Source organism: Nostoc sp. 'Lobaria pulmonaria (5183) cyanobiont' (assembly GCF_002949795.1).
In the GTDB taxonomy this organism is placed as follows: domain Bacteria; phylum Cyanobacteriota; class Cyanobacteriia; order Cyanobacteriales; family Nostocaceae; genus Nostoc.
The window spans coordinates 6,900,374-6,927,162 of record NZ_CP026692.1; the positions used below are offsets into that span (position 1 = coordinate 6,900,374).

Below are 26,789 nucleotides of genomic sequence, written 5' to 3' on the forward strand. Positions count from 1 at the left end.
AGAATGCGATGATGAATCAGGAAGAAGACGCGATGAATCAAATACAAGAAGACGCGATGAATCAAATACAAGAAGACGCGATGAATCGAATACAAGAAGACGCGATGAATCAAATACAAGAAGACGCGATGAATCAAATACAAGAAGACGCGATGAATCGCGTCTCTACAAGGGGGAATGGGGTGGTTGTTCGCGATCGCGTTCCCAATTGATCGGGTTATTGATAATATATTGTCTAATTTGATCGAGGCCGAATTCATTACGAATTATGTTGTCATGAAACCTTTCTTGCCATCCAAAACCTTCATAAATTTGATTAATTTCAAATGTACATCTTCCTTTGTACCACCTAACAATTTTAGAAAGGGAATTTTTAGACAACATCGGATTAAATAACCCAGTAACCCCACCCCGTTGATCGTCCCCCCTTGTAGAGACGCGATTCATCGCGTCTTCTTCCTGTGTTTGATTCATCACGCCTTCTTCTCGTATTTGATTAATAATCAAAATTCCATGAATATGATTAGGCATGACGCAAAACGAATCTATCTGGCAATTAGAAAAATGATTAGGAATCTCGTACCACAATTTCTGAGCAATTTCTCCAATTGGTGATAACTGCATTTGACCCTGCACAACCTCACCAAAAAAGCATTTTTTACCGTCGGTGCAAATAGTAACGAAATATCCAGCATTACTAGCATAACTCCATGCTGGCAACCGGGTTGAATCAATTCGATATTTACCTTTGTATTTAGGTTTGTTGTTTTCTGGTTGAGGATCGTAATGATTCATGATTACATCTTTGATTGATACAAAAATTTATGCAATTATTGCCTTGCATTGATGTAATTGCCAACCCAAAAAACTCGGAATTATTCTCACTATGTAAATATGGGATGAATCGTGGGAAAGAAAGACGCGATGAATCGCGTCTCTACAAGGGGCGATCGCAAAAACGATCGCATTCCCATTCTGTTTACAATATTTGTTTTATTAGGGGCGATCGCATTCCCTGGATTGTGGAAAGATCAGACGCGATAGATTTACGAGACGCTTACGAGATGGGATGAATCGAGTCTTTACAAGGGATTGCTGCTTCTACATTTCGCTTATGTTTTGGCTGGAGGAAGTATTTTTCTTTGCTACTCTCCATCTTTCACTTTCTCTTGTTGATGCCAAGCTTGATAAAAAGCTGGGTAGGACATATTTTGGGCGCAGTCCCAGATAACTTCGTAGCAATTATCAAATCGCTTAAAGTCATTTTTGTAAGTTTCAGGTGATAAGTAATCCTTCAACACAGTGACAACACTCGGCATCTGCTCCTCTAACATAATTTTCCCTAAGCTTTCTGGCACTTGCCATCGGGTAGGATTATCCAGTTGTGGTTTGCCGATTAACTCCACCAAGGCATCGATCGCTTTTTGGTTGCCTGGGTCAATTTGCCCTAAGCTTTCTGCCACTAGCCATCCGGTATAATCATCCAGTTGTGGATTGCCGATTAACTCCACCAAAGCAGCGATCGCTTTTTGGTTGCCAGAGCCAATTTGTCCTAAGCTTTCTGCCGCCTGCGATCGGGTAGAATCATCCAGTTGTGGATTGCCGATTAACTCCACCAAGGCATCAATCGCTTTTATGCGATTTGTCTGAGACAGTGCTATTATTGCTCCCTCTGCAATTGGCAGGGCTGTTTCATTCGATAAGGTCATGATTTTGTCAAGAGTATGAGCGATAAATTTAGGGAAATGGGAAAAAGAAAAATTACCAGTTCAACGGATAAATTTAAGTGCAAATGCCATTTCCTTGTCTAATCAAATTTTTTAGTTACCTGATTTTTTCCTTGAAACGCTTGTAAACCAGCGCCTTTTAGGGGATGAAACAGCCCTGCTTTCTAAGGGGAGGGTTAGGGTGGGGTAAAACCTTGGTTAATCACCTATTTCAGACTTGTGTCTACACCGTAGCTTGCTAAGGGTTGGGGTTCTTCAAGTTTAATAAATAATCAAACAGACAAGTCTATTCGTTCAGAACACAAGTCCATTCATTCAGAACACAAGTCCATTCGTTCCCAATACAAGTCCATTCGTTCCCAACACAAGTCCATTCGTTCCCAACACAAGTCCATTCGTTCCCAACACAAGTCCATTCGTTCCCAACACAAGTCCATTCTTAACCATTTGTTGTGTAGCGTCGTGTAATTACTGAGCTATCAACTAAATCTTATTATAAAAAATACCCTTTTTTGCAAATTTTACTGAACCACTACATTGCTCCATTGAGACACTCTAGAAAGATAAGTTTAGTAAAAGGAGTGCATTGATGCCACGCAAAAAAAGAAGTTCTAACGTGCTAGAAAAAACTGAACAGAGAGTAATTGGATTTAAATCAATTGATTCTAGCCTCGACTTTGGTGATTCTATCAGTGTAAATCATTTAACCCAGTTAACCGGGCAACTTCGCAACCATATTGACCAATATAATATGATGTTAACTGCCCTTGACACAGCAAAAGCAGAAATAGAAACCCTTGAAAAGACCATTCGGGAAACTTCAGAACGCTTAGTTAGTGGTGTAGTGTTGAAGTATGGCAAAGACAGCCGGGAATACGAAATGACAGGTGGTGTACGCAAAAGCGATCGCATTCGTAAAGCCACCATTACCCGGTTAAAATCGACCGCAGACTCAAAAGCGGCTTCTAAACAAACGGCGTAATAAGCAACAAGTAGGCATCATTCACAGTGAATGATGCCCATGCTTTGCGTAGGCGTAGCCCGCCGCAGGCATCGCACCTTAGTAGTTAGGCTTTATTCTTCAATCAACTCAAAATCAACTCGCTCGTAAATATCACGCAAGGCAATTTGAAAATCGATAGAATCTAAGACTAAAACTGCATCTTTACCTTCATATTCCTTAAAAATCCATTGTCCTTCTGTTTGCTTTGCAAATTGTTCCACAGCAAAACTATACTGGTCAATCATAATATATTCTTGAAAACCAGGAATTGAACGATAATATTTAAACTTATCTGTTTTGTCATAATTTTTAGTTGAATTTGATAAGACTTCAACAATTAATAAGGGATTAGTAATAGTTGTTGTACCTGTTCCCTCGTAAATAGGTTTACCTTTGATGACTATAATATCAGGATAAGTATAGAGGCGATAACGGGGTATTGATACTTTAACATCAGCCATATATATATCATAAGCTTGACCTTGGACTGTCAGGGGAAACTTGCGACAAAAATCAAGTGCAATTTTGTTGTGGTTAGTTGTTCCCCCAGTCATGGGTATAATTTCTCCATCCCTGTATTCATTTTTATATTCAGCCTTCTCTTCTAATTCCAAATATTCTTCAGGGGTGTAGTGCTTTTCTGTTTGTAAAACCATATTAATTAACTCACCAAATGGGGGAATGGTTCTGTTATCAATAGCGTAACGTACCCGAAAGATAGCGAAAATAAAGATTTTTGTTATACAAATACAGTTGCAGACAATGTAACAATAGCGATCGCAAGCAAATACTTTTAGCCATACCCACCAGTGAACGCCCCTACCACTATCTCTGCACAAACTCAGAATCGCAAAGCCGATCACATTCGCATCTGCTTAGAAGAAGATGTTCAGTGCGATCGAATCACCAATGGACTGGAACGTTATCGTTTCACCCATTGTTGCTTACCTGAACTCAACCACAACGATATTGATATCAGTACAACTTTTCTGGGAAAAAAGCTTGACGCACCCTTGTTAATTTCTTCCATGACTGGCGGAACAGAACAAGCCGCAATCATTAACCAACGTTTGGCCCAAGTCGCACAACACTACAAAATTGCAATGGGTGTCGGTTCCCAGCGAGTAGCGGTGGAAAAACCCCAGGTGGCTGATACTTTTGCTGTCCGCAAGTATGCCCCTGACGTTCTACTACTTGCAAACTTGGGGGCTGTGCAACTTAACTACAAGTACGGCTTAGATGAATGTTTGCGCGTAGTTGATATTTTAGAAGCTGATGCCTTGATTTTACACATTAACCCTTTACAAGAGTGCATTCAACCCAAAGGTGATACAAATTTTCGGGGTTTGCTTGACAAGATTTCTATATTATGCTCAAAATTGCCAGTACCAGTGATTGCGAAGGAAGTTGGTAACGGCATTTCCGCAGCGATCGCCGAGAAACTGATCGCGGCTGGGGTAGCAGCAATTGATGTCGCGGGTGCAGGAGGTACTTCTTGGGCAAAAGTAGAAAGCGAACGGGCAGAAAATCCCTTGCAGCGTCGCTTAGGGAGGACGTTTGCCGATTGGGGTTTACCGACAGCAGAGTGCATTACAACTATTAGAGCGATCGCCAAAGATGTACCCTTAATTGCTTCAGGAGGTTTGCGTCATGGATTGGATGCCGCCACTGCGATCGCCTTGGGAGCAGATATAGCTGGTTTAGCAATGCCTTTTTTGCAAGCAGCAGCAACATCAGAGACAGCAGTTGCGGAACTGGCTGAGGTATTAATCGCTGAAATCACCACAGTCTTATTTTGTACAGGCAACACCACCTTGTATCAGTTAAAGCACTCTGGCAGTTTACAGCGCATAGAATAAGTAAATAGGTCATTAGTCATTTGTCATTTGTCATTTGTAAATGCCCAATGCCCCTCAAGAGTGCTGAGTAATGAGTGCTGAGTGCTGAGTAGGGAATTTCACTTTTTTACTTAGAACTCGGAACTGGCTCAATGCCCCGTTGGCACAGCCTCTTGTAGAGAATGAAATAACGGAACTGTTTTGCCCAATGCCCAATGTCCAATTCCCAATAACATAACTAATAACTAATGCGTAATTTTATCAAACAAACTTTTGCTAGTTTAGTTGGCACCTTATTAGGACTAATTATTTTCGGTGGTCTGGGAACCACTGGACTGTTCTTGCTGATATTAGCTGCTAGCTCCTCTAAAGATACTGGGCCAAATGTGAAAGATAAGTCAGTGTTGGTTTTTGACTTGTCAATGAAAATTACTGATAGCGAACCTAGTTCAGGCGAACTGTTTCAAAACACAATATCAGGTGTGGATGAAGATAGAATGGCACTCCGCAAAGTTGTGGAAACTTTGGAAAAGGCACGGCGCGATCCGCGCATTGTTGGGATCTATGTGGATGCAACAAACACAAGCCAAACTGGTAGCGTCGGCTATGCCTCTCTTAAAGAAATTCGGAAAGCGCTAGAGGAGTTTCGCGCTGCGGGGAAAAAGATTGTCGCTTATGGCAGTGATTGGAGTGAAAAGGAATATTACGTTAGTTCAGTGGCAGATTCCATTGTCCTTAATCCTCTGGGGATGATGGAAGTCAACGGTTTGAGTTCACAACCAATGTTTTTAGCGGGAGCATTGCAGAAGTATGGCATTGGCGTTCAAGTCGTGCGAGTCGGGAAATTTAAGGGAGCCGTTGAACCATTTATTCTCAACAAGTTGAGTCCAGAAAACCGCGAACAAACTCAGAAATTGTTGGATGATGTTTGGGGAGAGTGGCGCACTGCTGTCGGCGCCACTCGGAAAATTGAACCCGATAAATTGCAAGCGATCGCTGATAATCAGTCCTTACTAGAAGCCACACAAGCCAAAACTAGCGGTTTAGTCGATCGAGTCCAATACCCCGATGAAGTTGTCGCTGACCTGAAAAAGTTGACAAATAGCGATAAAGAAGACAAAACATTCCGACAAATTAGTCTCAATAGCTACGCCCAAGTTTCTGGTAAATCTCTAGGTGTAGAACGTAACTCCAAAAATCAAATAGCCGTTGTTTATGCTGAAGGCGAGATTGTCGATGGTAAAGGAGAAGATGGGCAAGTAGGAGGCGATCGCTTTGCCAAAATCTTCAGCAAGCTGCGACAAGATAAGGATGTGAAGGCTGTTGTATTACGAATTAATAGTCCTGGTGGTAGCGCTACCGCAGCCGAAGTTATGCAGCGAGAAGTGAAATTAACTCGTGAGGTAAAACCAGTTGTAGTGTCAATGGGTGATGTCGCCGCCTCTGGTGGTTATTGGATTGCTAGCGACTCTAATCGCATTTTTGCAGAACCAAATACCATTACAGGTTCCATAGGGGTGTTTGGGATGTTATTCAATGGGGAAAAGCTGGCCAATAATAATGGTATTACTTGGGATTCAGTGAAAACCGCACGCTATGCTGATAGTCAAACAGTTTCGCGTCCAAAATCGCCTCAAGAGTTAGAAATTTATCAGCGCAGTGTTAACCGTATTTATAATATGTTTCTGAATAAAGTTTCCCAAGGTCGGAAACTCCCAGAACAAAAAGTAGCAGAAATTGCCCAAGGAAGGGTTTGGTCAGGTGAGGCGGCCAAAGAAATTGGTTTGGTAGATGAAATTGGTGGTTTGAATACTGCGATCGCATACACTGCCAAGCAGGCGAAACTAGGAGAAGACTGGGAAGTGCAAGAATATCCTCGCACTAGCAGTTTCAGAGAACGCTTTTTTGGGCGTGCAACAGAAGAGGTGCGGACTGCTTTAGGGATTGAAGGGACGCAACTCAAATCAGCCAATCCCCTCACCACCGAATTCCAAAAATTGCAACAGGAAGTAGAGATTTTGCAAAAGATGAACGATCCACAGGGGGTCTACGCCCGCTTGCCTTTCAACTTGAAGATTGAGTAGATGGTTTTTTGAGTATCAGTGGGCAACAACTTACCAAATATTACGTCAAACTAGTTTTGAGGATTTGTAGTAACGATTTTAGTCCTTGTTTTCTCAGAGCTAAAGTCTTTGCTACGAAATTGTGTACTTATCAATTTAAAGATAGATTACTAGGACGAAGCGCATGAGTTTACCTCACCAACCATAAACCAGCTGACATTTGCTGCCTGGATGTGTAAAGTAGTTTAAAGTCAACTACAATTTCCAACTTTTGACAGAATTTTAGATTTGGAATTTTGCTGAAGCAGCCTGGTTAAACAGTGGCTCAAGTATGGAAAAATCTAAAATTTTTTATCTAGACCAAGTGTATTTACATACCAATCCAACTTAAAGTCTAAAATACGAAATTGAGTAAAACATCCATCTATGGCTAGAAAAACACAACGCCTTTTGCTGCTAATTGTTTCTTGTAGTATCACTGGTGTAATTTTAGGAGGTACTGCTGGTTGGGCAGAAAGTAGTCTCTGCTTGGAAGATAGTAAGGTTACAAGTGAGTGCCTAACCCAAGATCCATTCCAAAAAACTATCCAAGGAATGAGTACTGGATTGTTAGCTGGGGCTGGGGCAGCTTTTGGTGCAGTCTGGCAGTTACGGAATGAAGATTGAGCATGAACTCCCACTAACCCGAAACTTCGGGTTAGATTAGGTTTCTGTACTAATTAGCCAGTGCCTACACTTTAAGGGTCAATCATCCTGATTTATATGGCTTTGGAAGAATACCGATCTATTAATGCACGAGCAAATTTCTGGTGTTGTTCAGCTAGATGTTGAGGAGAGATGAACTGAGCATTGCCCATGAAGCGGTACACCCAGCGACAAAACTCCTCCACGCACAATAATAATGGACGACAGCAAGGCATTGTTTGATTACTGGCATGACCGAGTTCGCTGAAAAACAATGAGTTAATTGCAACTCCTGGACACGTCAAAATCCAGGATCATTGTCTAACTCTGCTATCCGTTGCATCTAACACTTCGCTGCAACAGACTGAATCGATATCTGGGTTTGGATGCAAATAAGCAAACGTCTGGACGCATTTGCATTGTTGATCGCTTATAGAGAATAATCACAGATAAAGCAGCTTTAGTGTCTTCGTGCGAGAGAATAAATATAAAATATGGCGATCGCAATCGATTTTGGTACTAGCAACACAGTCATTGCTCGTTGGAACCCTGTAACCCAGCAGCCAGAAACCCTGACTCTACCAGGTTTATCAATTAAACAAAGTCTCAATCCGCCACTGATTCCCAGCTTGGTTTATGTTGAAGACGCAAGTCAAAATCAAGTCTTAGTCGGGCAACAAGTACGCGATCGCGGTTTTGACCTCAAAGGCGAAACGCGATTTTTCCGCAGTTTCAAACGCGGTATTGGTGCAGATATTCAAGGTTTCTTACCCGAACTAGATGGGCAAATTGTCACCTTTGAACAAGTAGGGCAATGGTTCCTCACCAAAGTAATTGAAGAACTAGCGCCTCTGCAAGGTGGGTTAGATTCTCTCGTGTTAACCGTACCTGTAGACAGTTTTGAAGCCTATCGTCATTGGTTGGGGACAGTATGTCAATCCCTTCCCGTCGAACAAGTACGAATGTTGGATGAACCCACAGCCGCAGCCTTAGGTTATGGCTTGGCAGATCAAGAAATTCTCTTGGTGATCGACTTTGGTGGCGGTACTTTGGATTTGTCCCTTGTCCGGTTGGATCAAGGTGTGCAAGCAACCACCAAACCACTCGGATTTATCCTGAAGTGGGGTAATAAGTCCTTGGCTGAAGATTCAAAACAAAAAGTCAAAACTGCCCGTGTATTGGCGAAAGCTGGGCAAAATTTGGGCGGTACTGATATTGATAATTGGTTGGTAGATTACTTTGCCAAAACTCAAGAGTTGGCGGTAAGTCCTTTGACAACAAGATTGGCAGAACGGGTGAAAATTCAGCTATCAACTCAAAATCAAGCTAGTGAAGTTTATTTTGATGATGAGACATTTGAAAGCTATGAACTGGAACTAAACCGCGACACTTTTGATAATATCCTTAAAGAACACGCCTTTTTTGAGTTATTGGATGAGTCGATGACGACACTGTTGCAGCAAGCAAGACGGCAAGGGATAGAACTTCCAAATATTAATGCAGTTTTGTTAGTTGGTGGGACAGTGCAATTGCCGGCAGTGCAGACATGGATCAAACAGTATTTTGAGCCAGAAAAAATCCGTTGCGAACGTCCCTTTGAAGCGATCGCTCAAGGTGCATTACAGTTAGCACAAGGGATACAAATTAAAGACTTTCTTTACCATAGTTATGGTATCCGCTACTGGGATCGCCGCAATCAGCGTCACAAATGGCATTCTTTAATTAAAGCTGGACAGGCATACCCAATGAGTCAGCCAGTAGAATTAGTCTTAGGCGCTTCTATGGAAAATCAGCCTAGTATTGAATTAATTGTGGGAGAATTGGGAGCAGATACAGCTAGTACTGAAGTTTATTTTGATGGCGATCGCTTAATTACCCGTCGTATGGACAATAGTGAAACCAGTGTCAAACCCCTCAACGAGCAAGAAGGGGCGAGGACAATTGCCCAACTGACACCAGCCGGATATCCTGGAAGCGATCGCATCAAAATCCTTTTTCAAGTTGATGAACAACGCTTTTTACGAATCACCGTTGAGGACTTGTTAACGAATGACACACTTTTAGAAAATCAACTTGTGGCACAGTTGAGTTAATTAATTGAAAGGATTTAAAAGTGGGATACTGCAACCATTGAAATCGCAGATGTTGCGCGTTACTAAGGTCAATTGATGAATTTGAACAGCAATCATCATATCTACTTGGGTGTGTGTTTTCCCACTTAATCTTAGTTGATCTCATAATTCATCGGAGCGTTTGGCAATTTCAATAGTGACGAGCAATACTTAGACATACAGCGTATTTAAGATAAATGAAGTAGCGGCTGTGTCTCCCTTTTGGCATTGGCTTTTGAATAATCTCTCCGTTAATATATTCACTCGCAGGCTTTGTTTCTGGGAGCTTCAGAAACTCTTTCAATGTGAGAGGTTGAGTAATTATGACGCTCATAGCTCCTGAATCCCTCAAAAATGTGTTTTTAGTCTAGCAATATGTATAGACAGGTGCTTAACTCCGTGAACGCACCCGTCTATACATCAAAGGAAAAATTGCAGATATTGATTACGAATTACCAATCATTTCCGCACTACTACTAAAGTTCCTGTTGAAGCCCAGTTGTAAAGATTACGAGCTTGCTTAACAGGTAAATTTACGCAACCGTGGCTAACTGGAGTCCCAAAACGGTTATGCCAATAAGCGCCGTGAATGGCATACCCTCTGTAGAAATACATTGTGTAAGGAACGTCAGGAATGTTGTAGCCTCTGCCTCGCATCCGGTGAGTGCGATACTTAGAATTAATCCGAAATCTACCTATGGGTGTAGGAGTCGTTCGCTTACCTCCAGAAATGCGATATGAATAAACAAGTTTATTACCTTCCCATGCACGTAAACGTTGCTCTGACAAATCAATTTCAATCCAGCGAGGTTGGCTAATATTATTAGATAAAGTGATGCTGTTTTCATCAACTGATGTGGCTGTTGCTGTAGTCGAGTTGGGTGTACCTGTTAACGGTGATGACCAAGAGAATAAAGTCACTACCATCAGCGCCACGCCTGTACAAAAAGTTCCTGAAGAACGAATCCCACCACGGCGAATCCAAGTTTGCATTATGCCTCATCTTCTAAACTACGCAAAAATCATCAAGTGAAGTAATTTTCTGGAAAACTATAAATTTCCAGATCGACTACTTGCTTTCTGTAGAGGATTTACGCAATTCATCCGCTAATGCTTCTCAAGACAAGTCCTAAGTTAATTCGCATCCAATTTGCACATTTGTCATTTGTCCATAATTAAATGATGAGTCCTAACTAGTGACTAATGACCAATGAATAATTACAAAGGACAATCTTTACAAAAATCTGTCATTTAAATGCTTAAATACAAACTTTCCCCAAATTTATATTTGCATTTGTAATTTCATACAGGAATTATCAGGATTTCCGCTTATTTTTTGGGCAAATCGTTAAATGCCCTTTTCTAGATTTTATTCCAAGTTCAGTAATTCCGACTCCGAAGATTCCCAGCATAAAATATTGCTGGGAATCACTTAATTGTCTTGGTTTGTTGTTATTTATAATTTTACCTAAATTGCTTTTTGGCTGCTTCACCTATTATTTATGAATGACTATTGGTGTCCCTACCGATGCCCACTCGAATAGCCATTTTGCATGTTTAGGTGCGATATTCACACAGCCGTGACTCACTGGAGTACCAAATCTTTTATGCCAGTAAGCTCCGTGAATAGCGTAATTACCTTGGTAAAACATCGCATAAGGAACGTTGGGAACATTGTAGTTTTCTCCTTGCATCCGCGTAGTTTTAAACTTGGATTGAACCTTAAAAGTACCAACAAGAGTAGGAGTAGCTTTTTTACCAGAGGAAATAGCACTTCCATAAACCACTTTGTCACCTTGCCAAGCTATTAATCTTTGCTTTGAAAGATCAATTTGAATCCAGCGCTGATTTGATTGTTGTAATGTCTGGATTTTTTGTGCAATCACTTGATTTTTGGAATTCGCCCAAACTTCACTGGTTCCAGTAGTAGTAAAAACACTTAAGGTCAGTGCCGTACCAGTGAGTATTATTTGTAAGCGACGAACCCAGTCAGGAGAAATTTGTCTTTTCATTTTAGATACACTCACACTCAAATCATGGGGTCTTGAGAAACTTATCAGGTTTCACCTTTATTTTCATATCTATTACTTTAATAGACGTGAATATTTGATGATTTGATTCTAAGTTAACCTAACTGTTGCATTAGGTTTTTTGCCTGAGTTGCGATCGCTGACCAATTTCCCTCTATGAGAAGCTTTTGGGGAAATAATTCTCCGCTCAAACCGACAGCGATCGCTCCGGCTTGCAAAAATTCTTTGGCATTTTCGAGAGTGACACCACCAGTAGGAATTAAGGGAATCTCACCCAGCGGCCCTTGCAAACTTTTGATATAATCAGCCCCTCCCACTGCCTGCACGGGAAACACTTTTACACAACTAGCGCCCTGACTCCAAGCGGTAACAATTTCTGTAGGAGTCAGCGCTCCTGGTATGATAGGCACATTTTTTTCTTGTGCTGCTTGAATCATTGCCGGATCGACGTGGGGTGTGAAGAGGAATTGCGCCCCAGATGCGATCGCATCTTGTAGCTGCTGCACATTGAATAGCGTACCAGTGCCAATGATACAGGCTGGTAATTCCAAACGTAGTTGACTGATTAATTCCCCAGCGCGATCGCTATTCCAGGTAATCTCAATTAGCTGCATTCCCCCAGATGCTACAGCCATTGCCATTTGTTGCCCCACTTCGATTTTAGGGGCGCGGATAACTGCGATCGCTCGGTGTTTTTCCAACTGTGATAACCAAATTTGATTAGGCATTTTGACTAGGGATTGGGGACTAGGAGTAGGAATTGGGACTAGAGAATAGTTTTCAATCTAGTAAATACCTAATTTTTAATACTAATGCCCACTAATACCCAATGCCCTATTCCCAATTCCCTTAAAACTTGCTTCTTACATCAAGCTATGAGATATTACATAAAATAACGGTAAGTCTATCGTATTTACGTATTTTAAAATTAAATGCCTCAGCATTTGAGTCTAAAGGAGTAATTAAAATGACAATTGCACGACAAAACACAGCAGCATCCTTACCAATCATCATTCACGATTCTGAAAGCGCCGATATAACTAACTTATGGAAGCTTGTGCGACTGGGTGCAAATGACTTTTGGTGGCGCACTAAAGCATATACAACGATTCTGGGCGTTATGCTGCTAACCTTAGTAAGTCTGATTTTTCTAAGTATGCATTGGTCTTACCGCAGACTGTTTCCATTTCTCAGCCATCAAGTCATTGGTAGCGATCGTGGGATAAGCAATTAAAAATTAAAAACTAGATATGAAGTTGCAATGGGATAGGCAATCGTCTCAATCACCCGATTTTGCTTCCTTTACATTACTTTAGAGACAGTCTGTAAAAACTCAGCTTAATTCTTCTAGTAGAGGAGAGAGCTAATTAAAAATGCCTATACTGCAATTACCAAGCAATAGTTTGTATAAGCCCCTAGTTAAAGACCTACTAGGAGCTTTTTTTTAATTGACTATCTATCTCAATTGGGTTATGTATTAAAAAACTTAGTAGCAATTAAACTATTCCTTATGGATATTCATAATTAATTCTGATGGTAGATTAGATCAGGGATGAAGATAGTTAATATGGACTTGTAAGTCAAAAACGTTATACCAACTTAACAACAATGAATATTCTTGCTTGGATTGTTTTAGGTCTAATTGCTGGTGCGATCGCAAAAGCTATCTACCCCGGTCATCAAGGTGGCGGTATTCTAGGAACAATTGTGCTAGGAATCATCGGTGCTTTTGTTGGCGGTAGTTTAGGTGTATTCTTCAGTACGGGAACCTTAGCCCTGGCCGCTCCTAGTCTTAGTATTCCAGGTATTGCAGTCGCTGTTCTTGGTGCAATTGTCGCAGTTTTCTTGTGGAATTTAATAACCAACCGCAGTGCTGTATAAATATAAAATTGCGGTCAATCAATGAAAAAGATTTAGCAAATTCATTTAACTATTTTTAACTGCGAATTAAATTACAAAACAGCGCCAGTCTTTCATTAGTCTGGCGCTGTTTTGTAATTATAGCGGTTCTTAGTTCAGTCCAATACAGACCTAACTCCCAGCCCCTTAAATTGTTAAGTGCATTACGATGTTCCCTCTAACCTCTCTATACCGTCAGGTTAAAAGGCAATTTCTGTATGAGGTTCGATTTTTGGATAGATATAGGTAAAAATTTTATCAGAAAATTAGCGATCGCTAAGTGTAAACTTATCTTAATAGTCTTAATTAGCTCTAAGAATTCCTATACCAGCTTCTCTTTCAATGTAATCTGCTAAGTTGATAAAATCTTCACGCGGGTAGCATCTTCCGCCAACTAGATCAAAGGCTAATCTACTGGCAGGATTTTCTGGATTTTCGAGTATATGTATACCCCAGTAGTAAAGTAGGTCGCTAGTCCGAATACAAACTTCTTCTGGATCTATACAATGAAATTTCTTATCTATTTTACTAATTTCTTTATAATTATTAGAATAGACTTCTTTTAAAAGCCTTAAACGCTTAATCCCAGGATCTTTAAAGTTGTTAACTAGTACGAATAAATCAGCTTTATTATTGATTTCACGTATTTCTTTAACAGTATCTTGAATAACTTTACCGTGCTTACTTATTCCCAGTGGATTGAAGGTTGTTGGGATAATACAATAATCTAATCGCTTAACTAGCTCTTGGGGATTACGCTCTAATGCTGGTGAGCAATCGCAAATTACTATTTGACAGTCACGTGCAGCATCTTCATCCCAATCATTTCCATCAAAAACTTGAATAGTTGTACCTACCCCTTTAGGATTGGGAACAAAAACCCCATCACCTACTAATTTTTGCAGATTTTGTTCTGGGTCTAAATCCACAAGTGCTACATTAAATCCTTGCAGCGCTAATGCTCCTGCTAAATGACCTGCTACAGTTGTTTTTCCTACTCCGCCTTTACAGGTAAAAACTCCAAAATAAACTTTTTTTTGAGTTTTTGGCAGAGGGTCAGGATTATTTGGGCCATTAATGGCAACCAGCTTATTTTCATGGGCAATCCCACAGCGAATTTTAGTATCTTTACCCCAGGTTCTCATTAATGCCAATGCTGGGCCGCCAAATCCTTTTGTAGTTATGAACCAACCAAAATTAAATTTTTTACCTTCGTCAGAATCTAAAAAGTCAGCAAACTTTAAAAGCTGTGGCGCTGTTACATTACTTTTTAGCCATTTAACCTGAACAACAACAACTAGGTTTTCTTTTTTGACCACTAGATCGTAGCCAGGTTGATTGGTCTTTGCAGTTTCAACTGTCCAACCTGCTTTATGGATCAATTTCGCTACGTGCTGCTCAAAGTGGGTAAAATCCTGGATGAATTGTGGCTCTAATGATGACGACATAAACAGCTTTAGGTGTTTTGGTTCCATGTAGTAGTATGTAATACAGTATACTCTACCAAAATCAACCCTGACCGTATAGTTGATTTATTTACGTAACATGAATCACTATCCCTCTGTCTTTCAGAAAAAAAACCATACTCTGATATAAATTAACAGCAAAGTTACATCTGATTTCAATAAATATAAATACCCTAAAATATACAGCTTTCATAAAATTTTCAATAAGTTGCACTGGTCGCTACACACAAACCAACAATGTTCAGTTAAGCTGTAAGCGCTATGATTGAGCTTTATTGAACGTTTTATGCATTGGTTGTTATCTGGGCCGTTGAGTACAGAAGCATTGACGGTTAACATTGCAGGGTTGCCTGCATCGTTACAAGGTAAGAAGCTGGTGCAATTGTCAGATTTTCACTACGATGGTTTGCGGCTGTCGGAAAAGATGTTAGAAAAAGCGATCGCAGTGACTAACGAAGCTAAACCAGATTTAATTTTATTAACTGGTGACTACGTAACTGACGATCCTACACCAATTCACCAACTGGTACTTCGACTCAAACATCTGCAAAGTCGCAGTGGTATCTATGCTATTCTTGGCAATCACGATATACATTACAGACAGGCAAAAGTATTAGTTACAGAAGCCCTTACTAATATTGGAATTCACGTCCTTTGGAATGAAATTGCTTATCCATTAGGAAAAGAATTGCCACTCGTTGGACTGGCTGATAGTTGGTCACGGGAATTCTACCCCGCAACAGTTATGAACCAGCTAGACCCCGACACACCCTGCATCGTTTTATCTCACAACCCAGATACTGCGGAGATATTACAAAGATGGCGAGTTGATTTACAATTATCTGGTCATACTCACGGTGGTCAAATCGTGATTCCCGGAATTGGCCCTGCGGCGTTGTTTTACGAAAAGCTTGTAAAAAAAATACCCAGAAAAGTGCGGCGTCGATTCCCATTTTTAGAAATAAATGTTTCTGTAGTCAACCATTGGGAATGGGCGCAGGGTTTGCATCGGCTAGGTAAAAATCAGCTATATGTCAATCGTGGTTTGGGAACTTACCTCCCAGGACGCTTATTTTGCCGCCCAGAAGTTACTATAATTACCCTACAAGGTGAGTAGATAATTCCAAATTCAAAATAAAAGAATACAATTACAGCAGGGATTCTGGCTAATCACTGCCTGAGAGAATTTAAATCAATGAATTAATTGTATCTGAAGTAGATGACATAAATTATTGCATTTTATCAAGTTACATTTTGATTTTTGGTAAGCTGTAAGCGCTGGTATGAGGTGTATCGGTTGTCTTATGCATTGGTTGTTTACAGGACATTTAAGAGTAGATAAAATAACGGTTAAGATTGCGGAACTTCCTGCATCTTTACAAGGTACAACGTTAGTACAGTTATCAGATTTTCACTATGATGGTTTGCGACTGTCGGAAGAGATGTTAGAAAAAGCGATCGCACTTACTAATGAAGCTGAACCAGATTTAATTCTATTAACTGGTGACTACGTAACTGACGATCCCACACCAATTCACCAATTGGTGCTTCGACTCAAACATCTGCAAAGTCGCTGTGGTATCTACGCCGTACTTGGGAACCACGATATCTATTACAGCCACTCCAAAGCAGAAGTTACACAAGCATTAACTAGCATTGGGGTTCACGTACTTTGGAATGAAATCGCCTATCCACTAGGAAAAGAATTACCACTGGTAGGGCTAGCTGATTATTGGTCACGGGAATTTTACCCCGCACTAGTCATGAATCAACTAGACTCGCTTACACCGCGCATCGTTTTATCTCATAACCCAGATACAGCCAAGATATTGCAACAATGGCGCGTAGATTTACAACTATCTGGTCATACCCACGGTGGTCACATCGTCATTCCGGGCATTGGGCCTGTAGTACTTTATTATAAAAAGCTCCTCAAACAAATTCCCAAAAAATTGCGGCGTTGGGTAACATTTTTCTTAGGAGACTGCTCAAAAGTAGTGCGATATTGGGAGTGGGCGCAAGGGTTTCACAAGGTAGAAGAAAATCAACTATATGTTAATCGTGGTTTAGGAACTTATAAACCAGGACGTTTATTTTGTCCGCCGGAAGTGACTGTAATTACTTTAATTCGTCATTAGTCATTGGTCATTGATCATTGGTGATTGGTCTAAATAAATCACAAAGGACAAATGACAGCCTTCACTGGTCAAAGTGCAATTTAAATACATAAACTCAAAGCAGAAACCGCCTGAAGCTACGATAGATAAATCTCAATAGCTTGGGGCGGTTCCTTGAAGATTGGATAATTCAGAAATGACTAACTTAAAATTTGGTGGACAGTATTCGCGTTGGCGTAGCCCGTCGTAGACATCGCTTCACTCAGAATTGCACATCCTTATATTCCAACTAGGCAGGCATTTTCTGGCTGTGCGTTCTAAAACCTCCAAAACAACTCATTGAACTTAAGGCAAAAACACATTCAACGGATGCCACAACCAATCATAGTGATCGCCAGAAGATTAGAGCAGGAGGCACAGGCTCTAACTTGAAAGTTTTTGTTTAACTTTTAACCTGTTTGTACCTTGGTCTTAATCTAGCATTGTGTTTATTTAGCTACAAGACACCTTTACTAAACTTGAATACCATTAATTTATCGCAATAATTCAGAAATCTTCCTTAAAAATTGTCCCACTTGGTAATATTGGCATTCACGCCAACATTACCAAGTGGGCTGAAAGTTCAGAACCCGTTATTGAGCAGAATCGCCTGCGGTAGAAGAACTGCTATTAGATGTACTGTTTGACTGGTCTACTCCTTGAGGTGTAGTACTTTTAGAAGTGTCACTTTTCGTACTAGGAGCAACAGTATTAGTAGAACTATCGTTCTGCGAAGCCGGAGTATTAGTAGTTGGACTCGTCGCCGGACTTTGTGTCGCTTTAGGGGCTGGCTGGGTTACAGAAGGTGCTTTTTCTGCCGCAGGCTGCTGGGGTGGAATAGTAATGTTAATATCCGGTTGGCGAGGTGCAGACGGAGGTGTAACCTGCTGTTGGGGAACAGGAACAGCAACAGGAACAGGTACTTCCTTAATGGTTTCGATTATCTTCGTTTGTGGTTGAGGAGATGTACTGGGCGTTGGACTACTCTTACTCGGTACAGGAACCACAACCGGCACAGTATTGTTAACTGCTGCGTTATTCTGCTGGTTGAAGTACCAAACCCCACCTATAACCAAACCAAGCAGGGAAGTAATGATAATACCCAACAGCAAACCACCACTAGCATTGTTTTCATCACGCTGGGCTAAATCTGCTTGCTGGTAGTTACGCTCAACATTTCGACCATTTACGTAACCGTTAGTGTAAGAGTTGGGATTAGCTGCGCTATTCTTGACTGTTTCAGTGGTTCGTGTCAAGTCAGTATGAGTATTACCATTAATATCAGTGTAAGATTCTTGCTTGACTTCACTGTTTTTGATTTCGCGTTCATTGGGAATAGACATAGCCGTTGATTTAACTCCTCAGATTAAGATATTGATGAACTAAAGCTTTGTGAAAACAAGAGATTTTAATGAACTGAAAATATATGTTGCTGATAAATATTGAGTCTTATTTGCTACTCAACTGTTGGTAATCTCAGAATAACCTCTGCTCTCAAACAAGTGGCTCTATCTCCAGGGAGTTAATACTTAATCTTTAGAGAGTTAATACTTAATCAAGAGAAAGAGTATCCCAAAGATGGATGTTATTAAACTGTCAGTTAATGAATTGATCGAAAAATCTAACAACTTGCTTCAATTCTCTAAATTTTTAATTTGTTATTATATATCGCATCGCCAAAGCTTAATGGTCATATCTCGACTACCGCTAACCAAAGTTTTGCCATCAGGACTGAAAGCGACAGAGTTAACCCAATCTGAATGGTTATCCAAAGTGTAAAGTTCTTGTCCCGTGTTAACATCCCATAGCTTCACAGTACAATCTGCACTACCACTAGCAAGATGCTGACCATCGGGACTAAAAGCGATCGCACAAACATAGCTGCGATGTCCAGCAAGAATATTAATTAGCTTATCTGTACTACTGTTTTATAGCTTGATAGTTTGGTCATAACTGCCACTAGCTAAAATTTGCCCATCAAGGCTGATAGCAACACACATCACCCAACCTGAATGCCCGTTGAGAGTTTGCAGCAGTTTTCTACTCTTAAAATTCCATAGCTTAATGGTATTATCCGCACCGCTACTTACAAAAATCTGTTGTTTTGGGCAAGTAGTAAGGGAGTAAATGAAGGAAGAATGACCTTTGAGGACTTGCAGTAATTGCCCCATCTCTATATGGGAAATCTTGATAGTAGTATCTGTACCGCCACTCAGGATAGTTTGACCATCTGGACTAATGATTACAGAAAAAACTGGAGTTGAATGTACTTTGAGTGTCTTGAATAATTTACCTGTAGACATTTGCCAAATCATTATGCTGCTGTCATCACTGCTACTAACCAGAGTTTGGCTATCTGGGCTAAAGGCTAGGCATCTTACCCATTTGGTATGACTAGTGAGAGTATGTAGTAATTTCCCTGTGTCGAGATGCCAAATATTGATAGTATTATCACTACTTCCACTAGCCAAAGTTTGCCCATCTGGACTGATTGCAGTTGTAAAAACCCAGTTCTGATGAGTCAGGGTGTGTACACATTTCCAGGGTGAAGGTTGAGACTGTGATTCAAGTGGTGGCGACGTTGGTGGCTTTGGCGGCGGCGATGTCGGTTTGGGTGGTGGTGGCTTTGGCGATACTTTTTTCTGTTTCAGTTCCAGTTCTCTGGCATTTTTAAAATCTGACTTGGCTCTATTTTCATATCCTAGTTTCGAGCAAGCAAGCCCTCGGTATTTGTAGGCTTCAAAGTAGTTGGGGTTGAGACGAATCGCTTGGGTAAAGTTTTCAATTGCTTCACTATATTTTCCTTTTTGAGCTTTCTCCATGCCCAGTTTGTAGAAACTTTCAGCATTAGATGGAGTGAAATCAATTTTGGTAGAAGTGGAAGCAGATTGATTTGTCTCATTTGGCTGATAAGACTTTAATCTTGCATAAGCTTGATTGATTTCTTTGATTTTTTCTTCTGCTTCTAGCTTTTGCTCCGGTTCAATAAAACAATCTGGATGCCAAGTCTTAGCCATCTGGCGGTAAGCTTGCTTGACCTCATCAGCAGATGCACCTGGTTTTAATCCAAGGATATCGTAAATATGATTTATATCGAAGCGATCGCTCATACTAAGAAATCAGCAGCAAATCTTACTACACTTAGTATTCCCAAGTATAAGTAGTATCTAACTCCATCTCTGGTGTCGCCATCTGAAGTGTCTTAAACTATATTCGCTCCTTATCTCTAACGCCGATTTAGTCTTAGTAAACTTTTTATCCTCTGACAAAATCTTTCTACTAGAGGTCTAGGTTTTGATACATATCTAGGCGATCGCGATCTACGCGTACTCCCTGGATTTATTAACTCTTCTTCTATTTGTGCAGCTTTATTTAAGTCTGAAGCGGCTCTATATTCATATCCTAATTGTGAGCAAACTAGCCCACGATATTTATATGCATCAACATAGTGAGGATTAAGACCAATTGCGTGCGTAAAATCTGCGATCGCATCCTCATATCTGCCTTGTGTAGCATTTTCTACTCCTAAATTATAGAAAGTTTCTGCATCCCAACGATTGACAGATATTTTTGGGGGATTTTTAGGCGAAGATGAAGATGGGTTTTCAGGAATAGGTGGCTCAGATGGAATTTCAGATTTGAGCCTGTTGTAAGCTGCGTTGATTGATTTTATTTTTTCTTCAGCTTCCTGTTTTTGCCTTTGATCGACAAAGCGATCGGGATGCCAAATTTTCACCAGTTTACGGTAAGTTCGCTTCACCTGTGCTTGAGACGCACCGGGTTCCAGCCCAAGAATTTCATAAGCATCATTAATATCGAAGCGATCGTCGCGCATACTGAAAAAATCGGCAATTAGATAAATCTATGTTAACTATTCCTCTAAATTCTCTCCAAACACCCCATTCTGGCTATCACTGGGATGGTAGTAATCGCCGCTTCTTTGAAGGTTGGTATTACCGCGTCACGTTACCGGAAATTGGGCAAACATTCGCCTTTATGTACTCTATTGAAGATCCCATCGGCGGTAAACCTTACAGTGGCGGTGCAGCTCAAATCCTCGGCCCGGATGATGAGTACCTTTGCCGTACTTTTCCTGATGTCAACAAATTTTGGGGTAGTCGGGATGTTTTGGGTTTAGGTCATTGGGGTAAAAATAATTTGCAAGTTTCTCCCCTATACTTACTCCCAGCAGAGTTTGAGTATCATGTCCAAGAAGGTTATCAAGCCACAGCCACCTTGAATCAGGGAATAATTCGCGAACGCGCCACCAATAATTATTGCCGTTGGCAGTATGAAATTCAACCAGTATACGGTTGGGGCAATCAAAATGCTATTCAGCAATCAACCGCAGGCTGGCTGTCATTCTTGCAGATTTTTGAACCTGGATGGCAAATTTTGATGGCTCATGGTTTAGCCAGTGGGAAGATTGACTGGAATGGCAAAATCTACGAATTCACTAACGCCCCAGCTTACGGTGAGAAAAATTGGGGTGGTGCTTTTCCTCAGAAATGGTTTTGGATAAATTGTAATTGCTTCGAGGACGAACCCGACTTAGCATTAACTGCTGGCGGTGGACGGCGGGGTGTGCTGTGGTGGATGGAATCTGTAGCGATGATTGGACTGCACTATCAAGGCAAGTTTTATGAATTTGTTCCCTGGAATTCACAAGTAGAGTGGGAAATTCAGCCTTGGGGTAGGTGGCAAATGAAAGCTAGCAACTCTAATTATGAAATTGAATTAACAGGAACCACAGATTTATCTGGTACACCTCTACGTGCGCCCACAGCAGAAGGTTTAATATACTGTTGCCGGGACACCATGCAAGGAAAACTAAATTTAGAGTTACGAGAACTAAATGGGAGAAAATCTAAAATAATTTTAAAAGCAGAAAGTTTTCTTTGTGGTTTAGAAGTAGGCGGCGGCTCTTGGGATAATTTTTGGCAGTCTCCCTAAAACTACTGCTATAATTATATATGCTTCGCAGTTGGGGTTGTAGCTCAGTTGGATAGAGCGGACGCCTCCTAAGCGTCAGGTCGTGCGTTCAAGTCGCACCAGTCCCGTTATGTTCAGACAATTGATATATATCAATTCACAGGGTAAGAGCATTGCTGTGCCTCTAACAGTAGTATGCCAGTTCGCCCAAGTCGGCATATCCGCTCACGCAACTGGCTCCTATATTCTGTGCGATTGAGAACTACTAGATAAAGTGGTTAGAACCCTTTGATGAATCGTCCGATATCGGTTAGGATAATCCATCAATTACATCCATTAGAGGAAAAACTCCAGGCACGCTTAATCGCGCTGTTACACGAAAACCAGCCAAATTTATATTTGGGCAGATTCTTTAGAAGTTTGCTACTCTACTATCAATTGTTTTTTCTTATATCCAGAGAAAATTGTGCACTAAGTAAATTAAGTTATTGAGCCTTGAATAAGCTACTCTTTACAAATAAATCTTTTCGTTTTATGGCTTTTGTCCTACCAATAATTATCTGGTGGGGATACAAAGAAGTACAAAACCAATTTGTGCAGCCGCAAGCAGTTGTAGTGTTAGGTGGTTCAACCAGACATTTAGAACGAGAAAAATTTACCGCAAAATTTGTTCGCGAGCATCCAAATATACCGATTTGGATTACAGGCGGCAGTCCACGTACATTCACCCAGAGAGTGTTTACCAAAGCTGGTGTTGATCCTCAACGTTTACACTTGGATTATGAAGCAGTAGATACAGTTACTAATTTTACTACTTTGGTAGATGATTTGCAAGCTCGTGGCATTAAAAGCGTTTATTTGATTACTTCAGACTTCCACATGCGCCGGGCTTGTGTCATTGGCGAAATTATTTTGGGTAGTCGGGGTATTTATTTAAAACCAGTGCCAGTTCCGTCAGAAAAACCCCCTGAATCTATCGAAAAATCTATTCGTGATGGAGCTAGAGCGATAATTTGGTTAGCAACTGGTTACACTGGTGTGGATGCCGCTAAAAATAAACGGTAAATAAAACTAATTTTGGATTTTGAATCGGTCAAAATCCAAATGACTAATGACAGCCGTCACTAGTCACTTAATATGGTTCGGGAAAAAACGCCCCAAATTTCCTCACAATTTGATACCCTAGCTTAAACAGATTTGAGTAAAGTTAAAGCGTGGAAATTCAACTTGGGCGGGGAAAAACAGCTCGCAGAGCTTACGGAATAGATGAAATTGCTCTAGCCCCTGGTAACAGAACACTAGACCCTAGTTTGGCAGATACTAACTGGCGTATTGGCAATATTGAGCGAGAAATCCCAATAATTGCTAGTGCTATGGATAGTGTAGTAGATGTTCGTATGGCTGTACGTTTGTCACAGTTAGGAGCATTAGGTGTCCTCAACTTAGAGGGTATTCAAACTCGCTATGCCGACCCAGAGCCAATATTAGATCGGATTACCTCTGTGGGGAAAGATGAATTTGTTGCTCTAATGCAAGAACTCTATGCCGAACCAATAAAACCGGAATTAATTGAACAACGTATTCAGGAAATTAAACAACAAGGTGGCATTGCCGCACTGAGTGCGACTCCAGCCGGTGCAAGTAAATATGGTGAGGTAGTGGCAAAAGCGGGGGCAGATTTATTTTTTGTCCAGGCTACGGTAGTTTCTACTGCACATTTGTCACCAGAATCTTTAGTACCACTTGATTTAGCAGAATTTTGCCGTTCCATGCCCATCCCCGTGGTATTGGGTAATTGCGTGACTTACGAAGTCACGTTGAATTTGTTGAAAGCTGGGGCGGCTGGGGTACTGGTGGGAATTGGGCCTGGTGCGGCTTGTACTTCTCGTGGGGTGTTGGGTGTAGGTGTGCCACAGGCGACTGCGATCGCAGATTGTGCCGCAGCACGAGATGATTACTACAACGAAACTGGCAACTATATTCCCATTATTGCTGATGGCGGTTTAATCACCGGTGGCGATATTTGCAAATGCATCGCCTGTGGTGCTGATGGTGTGATGATTGGCTCCCCTTTTGCCAGAGCCGCAGAAGCCCCAGGACGAGGTTATCATTGGGGTATGGCGACTCCTAGCCCAGTCTTGCCCCGTGGTACTCGCATTCGCGTAGCCACCACTGGTAGCCTCGAGCAAATACTCATTGGCCCAGCAGGGCTAGATGATGGCACTCACAATCTTTTAGGAGCCTTAAAGACTAGTATGGGCACTTTGGGAGTGAAAAATATTAAAGAAATGCAGCAGGTGGAAGTTGTGATTGCACCTTCTTTATTAACCGAGGGGAAAGTTTACCAAAAAGCTCAACAATTAGGTATGGGGAAATAAAATTGGAGACTGGAGACTGGGGACTGGGAAAGATTTATTTTAATCCTAATCCTTAATCCTTCGATAAATTATTTCTGGCCCCCTAAACAATTGCTGGAAAAATCCGATATGTCGCTTACAATAGAGATAGCGGAGACGCATGTTTCCGTTCACTCCTCACACCACACTCCGCCCGGACTACTGTTCGGGCGGTTCCTTATGTTTGTAAATAAATTCTAGAGCTTCTTAGCAAATGTACATCCTCCCACTCCCAAGCTGAGGTTTTTGCTATGGTAGAATTTTCACCAAGTTCAGATATTATTGGCGAAGGTTTTAGGCATGTCAACAGCCGCACAAGTTACCGATTCTAGTTTTAAGCAAGAAGTACTCGACAGCGATGTACCCGTTTTAGTTGACTTTTGGGCACCCTGGTGCGGACCATGCCGTATGGTAGCTCCTGTTGTCGATGAAATCTCCGAACAGTACAAAGGTCAAATAAAGGTCGTAAAAGTCAACACAGATGAAAATCCGAATGTTGCTAGTCAGTACGGCATTCGCAGCATTCCCACATTAATGATTTTTAAGGGTGGACAAAAAGTGGATATGGTGGTCGGCGCTGTGCCTAAAACTACATTAGCTTCCACTCTCGAAAAGCATCTTTGAAACTCAATCGGCAATAAAATCCTCTTGAGTTATCCATGTTGTTCTAAGTTTAGGTTAATTTTTATAAATAAGTTTGAGAGGCGCGAATTTCTCGTCTCTCAAACTTATTTACATTTCTATACAGTTTGCGATTGCGAATATTTTTAGGAGTTTTTTAGCTCAAAAACAACTCCTTAATTCCCGTACTACCAATTTCCACTGCTAGCGCCGCCAACAAAAAACCTAAAAGTTGAGTCACAATTATTCCACCTTCTGCACCAATCCACTGGTCAATCAGATTTGCTAAACGCAAAATCAACCAAGTGATAAACATCGCTCCTAAGATACCCACTGCCACAGCAATATGCGGACTCTGTGATTTCGACATCAGCAACATCACCGTTGTCAAAGTCCCCGGCCCCGCTAGCAGTGGTAAAGCTAGTGGAGTAATTGCGACATCGCGTCCTTCCTCAATAATCGGCTGATCTAATTCTCCCCGCAGCATTTGCAAAGCAATTAACAGCAACAATAGTCCTCCTGCTACTCGCAAAGAGCCGATACTGATTTCCAAATAATTTAAAATTACTTGCCCTGAAAAGGCAAATAGCAAAAGAACTGCGATCGCAATGATAATTGCTTTATCTATAACTTTGTTTCTTTGGTCTGGCATCATGCCCTTAGTCAAAACTAAAACAATTGGTATATTGCCCACAGCATCTGCCAGGACAAACACAGCGATAAATGTTTGAATGAGAATAGGAATATCCACAGCAGGTAGTTTTGATCAGGGTTTAATCACAAACCTAATCTTAATCTTGATCAGTTTGCTAGAATCCAGAGGAATATTAAGATCAGCAATAAAACAAGTCCATTAAAGAAAATCTTCGCTGACACATTTCTAATTAAATTCCACAAATGTTTAACTAGCGATATATTTTGATAATCTATCTTCCATAAATCAACTGTTCGTTGTTGAATCTATGAAGTCTTATTTAGCCGCCGCTATTCAATTGACCAGTGTGCCCGATCTACAAAAAAATTTGGCACAGGCAGAAGAATTAATAGAGCTTGCCGTGCGTCAAGGTGCTGAATTGGTAGGTTTGCCAGAAAACTTTTCCTATATGGGAGAAGAAAAAGACAAACTCGCGCAAGGTGATGCGATCGCTATTGAAAGTGAAAAATTTCTCAAAAAAATGGCTCAACGCTTTCAAATTACGATCTTGGGCGGCAGCTTTCCACTTCCTGTAGACAATACAGGCAAAGTTTATAACACCACTCTACTCATCGACCCAAACGGTCAAGAACTTGCCCGCTACTACAAAGTACACCTATTTGATGTTGATGTCCCTGACGGTAACACCTATCGTGAATCCAGCACTGTTGTGGCTGGCACGCAACTACCCCCCGTCTATTTCTCAGAAAAACTCGGTAATTTAGGACTTTCTATTTGTTATGATGTCCGCTTCCCTGAACTGTACCGTCATCTAGCAGATAAGGGAGCTGATGTTATCTTTATTCCCGCCGCCTTTACCGCCTTTACTGGCAAAGACCACTGGCAAGTACTACTACAAGCCAGAGCCATCGAAAATACCGCCTACGTGATTGCTCCTGCCCAAGCAGGCAATAACTACGCCCGCCGTCTAACCCACGGTCACGCCGTCATTATCGACCCTTGGGGTGTAATTTTAGCCGATGCTGGGGAAAAACCGGGAATTGCGATCGCAGAAATCAAGCCCACTAGGTTAGAACAAGTCCGCCGTCAAATGCCCTCTTTACAACATCGGGTATTCTAGGGATTGGCGATTGGGGACACACAGATTAATGCCTCATTCCCAGCCCTTATAAAACAAAAAACCGGGTAGGTACCCGGTTTATGTCAAT

General features: G+C 41.2%; 30 protein-coding genes, 1 tRNA gene and 1 pseudogene. 17 read left to right on the forward strand and 15 right to left on the reverse strand.

The annotated features are described in order from the left end of the window. Positions 1-32 precede the first annotated feature (32 nt). Entirely contained in the window at positions 33-212 is a 180-nt protein-coding gene (locus NLP_RS30570; RefSeq protein WP_158680602.1) for a hypothetical protein, read from the forward strand. Here NLP_RS30570 and NLP_RS30575 read toward each other — a convergent pair. Next, positions 166-795 (reverse strand): transposase, encoded by a 630-nt coding sequence (locus NLP_RS30575; RefSeq protein ID WP_104909596.1) that lies wholly within the window; start codon positions 793-795, stop codon positions 166-168. The two genes, NLP_RS30570 and NLP_RS30575, sit on opposite strands and share 47 nt — an antisense overlap. A gap of 111 nt (positions 796-906) precedes the next feature. On the opposite strand from NLP_RS30575, the gene NLP_RS33830 reads away from it, so the two are divergent. Beyond that, complete coding sequence (locus NLP_RS33830; RefSeq protein WP_158680604.1) at positions 907-1,044, forward strand: hypothetical protein; 138 nt, start codon at positions 907-909, stop codon at positions 1,042-1,044. 101 nt (positions 1,045-1,145) lie between these two features. Here the strand turns inward: NLP_RS33830 and NLP_RS30580 are convergent, their stop codons facing one another. Then, positions 1,146-1,709, reverse strand: a complete 564-nt coding sequence (locus NLP_RS30580; RefSeq protein ID WP_234017126.1) for a HEAT repeat domain-containing protein — start codon at positions 1,707-1,709, stop codon at positions 1,146-1,148. A 333-nt stretch (positions 1,710-2,042) separates the two neighbouring features. Beyond that, positions 2,043-2,174 (reverse strand): hypothetical protein, encoded by a 132-nt coding sequence (locus NLP_RS35710; protein WP_267894900.1) that lies wholly within the window; start codon positions 2,172-2,174, stop codon positions 2,043-2,045. 142 nt (positions 2,175-2,316) lie between these two features. On the opposite strand from NLP_RS35710, the gene NLP_RS30590 reads away from it, so the two are divergent. After that, positions 2,317-2,709, forward strand: a complete 393-nt coding sequence (locus NLP_RS30590; RefSeq protein ID WP_104909597.1) for a hypothetical protein — start codon at positions 2,317-2,319, stop codon at positions 2,707-2,709. 92 nt (positions 2,710-2,801) lie between these two features. Here the strand turns inward: NLP_RS30590 and NLP_RS30595 are convergent, their stop codons facing one another. After that, positions 2,802-3,386, reverse strand: a complete 585-nt coding sequence (locus tag NLP_RS30595; RefSeq protein WP_104909598.1) for a Uma2 family endonuclease — start codon at positions 3,384-3,386, stop codon at positions 2,802-2,804. A gap of 153 nt (positions 3,387-3,539) precedes the next feature. Here NLP_RS30595 and fni point away from each other — a divergent pair, with 153 nt between their 5' ends. From fni to NLP_RS30610, 3 genes are all read left to right on the forward strand, one after another. After that, entirely contained in the window at positions 3,540-4,589 is a 1,050-nt protein-coding gene (gene fni, locus NLP_RS30600; protein ID WP_104909599.1) for a type 2 isopentenyl-diphosphate Delta-isomerase, read from the forward strand. A gap of 227 nt (positions 4,590-4,816) precedes the next feature. Further along, the gene (gene sppA, locus NLP_RS30605; RefSeq protein ID WP_104909600.1) at positions 4,817-6,652 is read left to right on the forward strand and encodes a signal peptide peptidase SppA; all 1,836 of its coding nucleotides are present in this window, start codon (positions 4,817-4,819) and stop codon (positions 6,650-6,652) included. A 405-nt stretch (positions 6,653-7,057) separates the two neighbouring features. Continuing rightward, entirely contained in the window at positions 7,058-7,297 is a 240-nt protein-coding gene (locus tag NLP_RS30610; RefSeq protein ID WP_104909601.1) for a hypothetical protein, read from the forward strand. A 92-nt stretch (positions 7,298-7,389) separates the two neighbouring features. Here the strand turns inward: NLP_RS30610 and NLP_RS33835 are convergent, their stop codons facing one another. Beyond that, positions 7,390-7,590 (reverse strand): hypothetical protein, encoded by a 201-nt coding sequence (locus NLP_RS33835; RefSeq protein ID WP_158680606.1) that lies wholly within the window; start codon positions 7,588-7,590, stop codon positions 7,390-7,392. 219 nt (positions 7,591-7,809) lie between these two features. Here NLP_RS33835 and NLP_RS30615 point away from each other — a divergent pair, with 219 nt between their 5' ends. After that, entirely contained in the window at positions 7,810-9,408 is a 1,599-nt protein-coding gene (locus NLP_RS30615; protein WP_104909602.1) for an Hsp70 family protein, read from the forward strand. 223 nt (positions 9,409-9,631) lie between these two features. Here the strand turns inward: NLP_RS30615 and NLP_RS30625 are convergent. From NLP_RS30625 to NLP_RS30640, 4 genes and pseudogenes are all read right to left on the reverse strand, one after another. Then, a pseudogene (locus tag NLP_RS30625) lies at positions 9,632-9,760 on the reverse strand (Uma2 family endonuclease); the annotation flags it as partial. Positions 9,761-9,885: 125 nt separating this feature from the next. Then, on the reverse strand, positions 9,886-10,419 hold the full coding sequence (locus NLP_RS30630) for a L,D-transpeptidase (RefSeq protein WP_104909604.1): 534 nt from the start codon (positions 10,417-10,419) through the stop codon (positions 9,886-9,888). A 503-nt stretch (positions 10,420-10,922) separates the two neighbouring features. Next, positions 10,923-11,438 (reverse strand): L,D-transpeptidase, encoded by a 516-nt coding sequence (locus NLP_RS30635; protein ID WP_104909605.1) that lies wholly within the window; start codon positions 11,436-11,438, stop codon positions 10,923-10,925. Between the two features lie 113 nt (positions 11,439-11,551). Further along, positions 11,552-12,184: a bifunctional 4-hydroxy-2-oxoglutarate aldolase/2-dehydro-3-deoxy-phosphogluconate aldolase gene (locus NLP_RS30640; RefSeq protein WP_104909606.1), complete on the reverse strand. Its 633-nt coding sequence runs from the start codon at positions 12,182-12,184 to the stop codon at positions 11,552-11,554. Between the two features lie 239 nt (positions 12,185-12,423). Here NLP_RS30640 and NLP_RS30645 point away from each other — a divergent pair, with 239 nt between their 5' ends. After that, positions 12,424-12,690 (forward strand): hypothetical protein, encoded by a 267-nt coding sequence (locus NLP_RS30645; protein WP_104909607.1) that lies wholly within the window; start codon positions 12,424-12,426, stop codon positions 12,688-12,690. Between the two features lie 374 nt (positions 12,691-13,064). Next, positions 13,065-13,337 (forward strand): GlsB/YeaQ/YmgE family stress response membrane protein, encoded by a 273-nt coding sequence (locus NLP_RS30650; protein WP_104909608.1) that lies wholly within the window; start codon positions 13,065-13,067, stop codon positions 13,335-13,337. A 320-nt stretch (positions 13,338-13,657) separates the two neighbouring features. Here the strand turns inward: NLP_RS30650 and NLP_RS30655 are convergent, their stop codons facing one another. Continuing rightward, the gene (locus tag NLP_RS30655) at positions 13,658-14,830 is read right to left on the reverse strand and encodes a nucleotide-binding protein (protein ID WP_234017127.1); all 1,173 of its coding nucleotides are present in this window, start codon (positions 14,828-14,830) and stop codon (positions 13,658-13,660) included. Positions 14,831-15,107: 277 nt separating this feature from the next. Between NLP_RS30655 and NLP_RS30660 the strand changes: the two genes are divergently transcribed. Together NLP_RS30660 and NLP_RS30665 are read left to right on the forward strand one after the other, a co-directional pair. Beyond that, a complete protein-coding gene (locus NLP_RS30660; RefSeq protein WP_104909609.1) occupies positions 15,108-15,938 on the forward strand; it encodes a metallophosphoesterase in 831 nt (276 codons plus the stop codon). A 187-nt stretch (positions 15,939-16,125) separates the two neighbouring features. Next, positions 16,126-16,959: a metallophosphoesterase gene (locus NLP_RS30665; protein WP_104909610.1), complete on the forward strand. Its 834-nt coding sequence runs from the start codon at positions 16,126-16,128 to the stop codon at positions 16,957-16,959. A gap of 611 nt (positions 16,960-17,570) precedes the next feature. Here the strand turns inward: NLP_RS30665 and NLP_RS30670 are convergent. From NLP_RS30670 to NLP_RS30680, 4 genes are all read right to left on the reverse strand, one after another. Next, complete coding sequence (locus NLP_RS30670) at positions 17,571-18,320, reverse strand: hypothetical protein (RefSeq protein ID WP_104909611.1); 750 nt, start codon at positions 18,318-18,320, stop codon at positions 17,571-17,573. Between the two features lie 318 nt (positions 18,321-18,638). Beyond that, positions 18,639-18,884 (reverse strand): WD40 repeat domain-containing protein, encoded by a 246-nt coding sequence (locus NLP_RS35715; RefSeq protein ID WP_325034773.1) that lies wholly within the window; start codon positions 18,882-18,884, stop codon positions 18,639-18,641. A 21-nt stretch (positions 18,885-18,905) separates the two neighbouring features. Then, a complete protein-coding gene (locus NLP_RS30675; protein ID WP_234017129.1) occupies positions 18,906-20,087 on the reverse strand; it encodes a DnaJ domain-containing protein in 1,182 nt (393 codons plus the stop codon). A 116-nt stretch (positions 20,088-20,203) separates the two neighbouring features. Continuing rightward, on the reverse strand, positions 20,204-20,812 hold the full coding sequence (locus tag NLP_RS30680) for a DnaJ domain-containing protein (RefSeq protein ID WP_104909612.1): 609 nt from the start codon (positions 20,810-20,812) through the stop codon (positions 20,204-20,206). 29 nt (positions 20,813-20,841) lie between these two features. Between NLP_RS30680 and NLP_RS30685 the strand changes: the two genes are divergently transcribed. From NLP_RS30685 to trxA, 5 genes are all read left to right on the forward strand, one after another. After that, on the forward strand, positions 20,842-21,930 hold the full coding sequence (locus tag NLP_RS30685) for a tocopherol cyclase family protein (protein ID WP_104909613.1): 1,089 nt from the start codon (positions 20,842-20,844) through the stop codon (positions 21,928-21,930). A 33-nt stretch (positions 21,931-21,963) separates the two neighbouring features. Further along, a tRNA-Arg gene (locus NLP_RS30690) sits at positions 21,964-22,037 on the forward strand. A gap of 406 nt (positions 22,038-22,443) precedes the next feature. Beyond that, a complete protein-coding gene (locus NLP_RS30695; RefSeq protein ID WP_104909614.1) occupies positions 22,444-22,974 on the forward strand; it encodes a YdcF family protein in 531 nt (176 codons plus the stop codon). Positions 22,975-23,123: 149 nt separating this feature from the next. After that, positions 23,124-24,287, forward strand: coding sequence for a GuaB3 family IMP dehydrogenase-related protein (locus NLP_RS30700; protein ID WP_104909615.1), 1,164 nt, complete (start codon positions 23,124-23,126; stop codon positions 24,285-24,287). A gap of 318 nt (positions 24,288-24,605) precedes the next feature. After that, the gene (gene trxA, locus NLP_RS30705; protein ID WP_104909616.1) at positions 24,606-24,929 is read left to right on the forward strand and encodes a thioredoxin; all 324 of its coding nucleotides are present in this window, start codon (positions 24,606-24,608) and stop codon (positions 24,927-24,929) included. A gap of 154 nt (positions 24,930-25,083) precedes the next feature. On the opposite strand, the gene NLP_RS30710 is transcribed toward trxA, so the two are convergent. After that, complete coding sequence (locus NLP_RS30710) at positions 25,084-25,677, reverse strand: MarC family protein (protein WP_104909617.1); 594 nt, start codon at positions 25,675-25,677, stop codon at positions 25,084-25,086. Positions 25,678-25,888: 211 nt separating this feature from the next. Here NLP_RS30710 and NLP_RS30715 point away from each other — a divergent pair, with 211 nt between their 5' ends. Next, a complete protein-coding gene (locus NLP_RS30715) occupies positions 25,889-26,701 on the forward strand; it encodes a carbon-nitrogen hydrolase family protein (RefSeq protein ID WP_104909618.1) in 813 nt (270 codons plus the stop codon). Positions 26,702-26,789 lie beyond the last annotated feature (88 nt).

Bases quoted from the DNA above. Each gene is read 5' to 3' on its own strand.
- NLP_RS30570 (WP_158680602.1), top strand. From the start codon at position 33: ATGAATCAAATACAAGAAGACGCGATGAATCAAATACAAGAAGACGCG.
- NLP_RS30575 (WP_104909596.1), bottom strand. From the start codon at position 795: ATGAATCATTACGATCCTCAACCAGAAAACAACAAACCTAAATACAAA.
- NLP_RS30580 (WP_234017126.1), bottom strand. From the start codon at position 1,709: ATGACCTTATCGAATGAAACAGCCCTGCCAATTGCAGAGGGAGCAATA.
- NLP_RS35710 (WP_267894900.1), bottom strand. From the start codon at position 2,174: ATGGTTAAGAATGGACTTGTGTTGGGAACGAATGGACTTGTGTTGGGA.
- NLP_RS30590 (WP_104909597.1), top strand. From the start codon at position 2,317: ATGCCACGCAAAAAAAGAAGTTCTAACGTGCTAGAAAAAACTGAACAG.
- NLP_RS30595 (WP_104909598.1), bottom strand. From the start codon at position 3,386: ATGGTTTTACAAACAGAAAAGCACTACACCCCTGAAGAATATTTGGAA.
- sppA (WP_104909600.1), top strand. From the start codon at position 4,817: ATGCGTAATTTTATCAAACAAACTTTTGCTAGTTTAGTTGGCACCTTA.
- NLP_RS30610 (WP_104909601.1), top strand. From the start codon at position 7,058: ATGGCTAGAAAAACACAACGCCTTTTGCTGCTAATTGTTTCTTGTAGT.
- NLP_RS30615 (WP_104909602.1), top strand. From the start codon at position 7,810: ATGGCGATCGCAATCGATTTTGGTACTAGCAACACAGTCATTGCTCGT.
- NLP_RS30630 (WP_104909604.1), bottom strand. From the start codon at position 10,419: ATGCAAACTTGGATTCGCCGTGGTGGGATTCGTTCTTCAGGAACTTTT.
- NLP_RS30635 (WP_104909605.1), bottom strand. From the start codon at position 11,438: ATGAAAAGACAAATTTCTCCTGACTGGGTTCGTCGCTTACAAATAATA.
- NLP_RS30640 (WP_104909606.1), bottom strand. From the start codon at position 12,184: ATGCCTAATCAAATTTGGTTATCACAGTTGGAAAAACACCGAGCGATC.
- NLP_RS30645 (WP_104909607.1), top strand. From the start codon at position 12,424: ATGACAATTGCACGACAAAACACAGCAGCATCCTTACCAATCATCATT.
- NLP_RS30650 (WP_104909608.1), top strand. From the start codon at position 13,065: ATGAATATTCTTGCTTGGATTGTTTTAGGTCTAATTGCTGGTGCGATC.
- NLP_RS30655 (WP_234017127.1), bottom strand. From the start codon at position 14,830: ATGGAACCAAAACACCTAAAGCTGTTTATGTCGTCATCATTAGAGCCA.
- NLP_RS30660 (WP_104909609.1), top strand. From the start codon at position 15,108: ATGCATTGGTTGTTATCTGGGCCGTTGAGTACAGAAGCATTGACGGTT.
- NLP_RS30665 (WP_104909610.1), top strand. From the start codon at position 16,126: ATGCATTGGTTGTTTACAGGACATTTAAGAGTAGATAAAATAACGGTT.
- NLP_RS30670 (WP_104909611.1), bottom strand. From the start codon at position 18,320: ATGTCTATTCCCAATGAACGCGAAATCAAAAACAGTGAAGTCAAGCAA.
- NLP_RS30675 (WP_234017129.1), bottom strand. From the start codon at position 20,087: ATGAGCGATCGCTTCGATATAAATCATATTTACGATATCCTTGGATTA.
- NLP_RS30680 (WP_104909612.1), bottom strand. From the start codon at position 20,812: ATGCGCGACGATCGCTTCGATATTAATGATGCTTATGAAATTCTTGGG.
- NLP_RS30685 (WP_104909613.1), top strand. From the start codon at position 20,842: ATGTTAACTATTCCTCTAAATTCTCTCCAAACACCCCATTCTGGCTAT.
- NLP_RS30695 (WP_104909614.1), top strand. From the start codon at position 22,444: ATGGCTTTTGTCCTACCAATAATTATCTGGTGGGGATACAAAGAAGTA.
- trxA (WP_104909616.1), top strand. From the start codon at position 24,606: ATGTCAACAGCCGCACAAGTTACCGATTCTAGTTTTAAGCAAGAAGTA.
- NLP_RS30715 (WP_104909618.1), top strand. From the start codon at position 25,889: ATGAAGTCTTATTTAGCCGCCGCTATTCAATTGACCAGTGTGCCCGAT.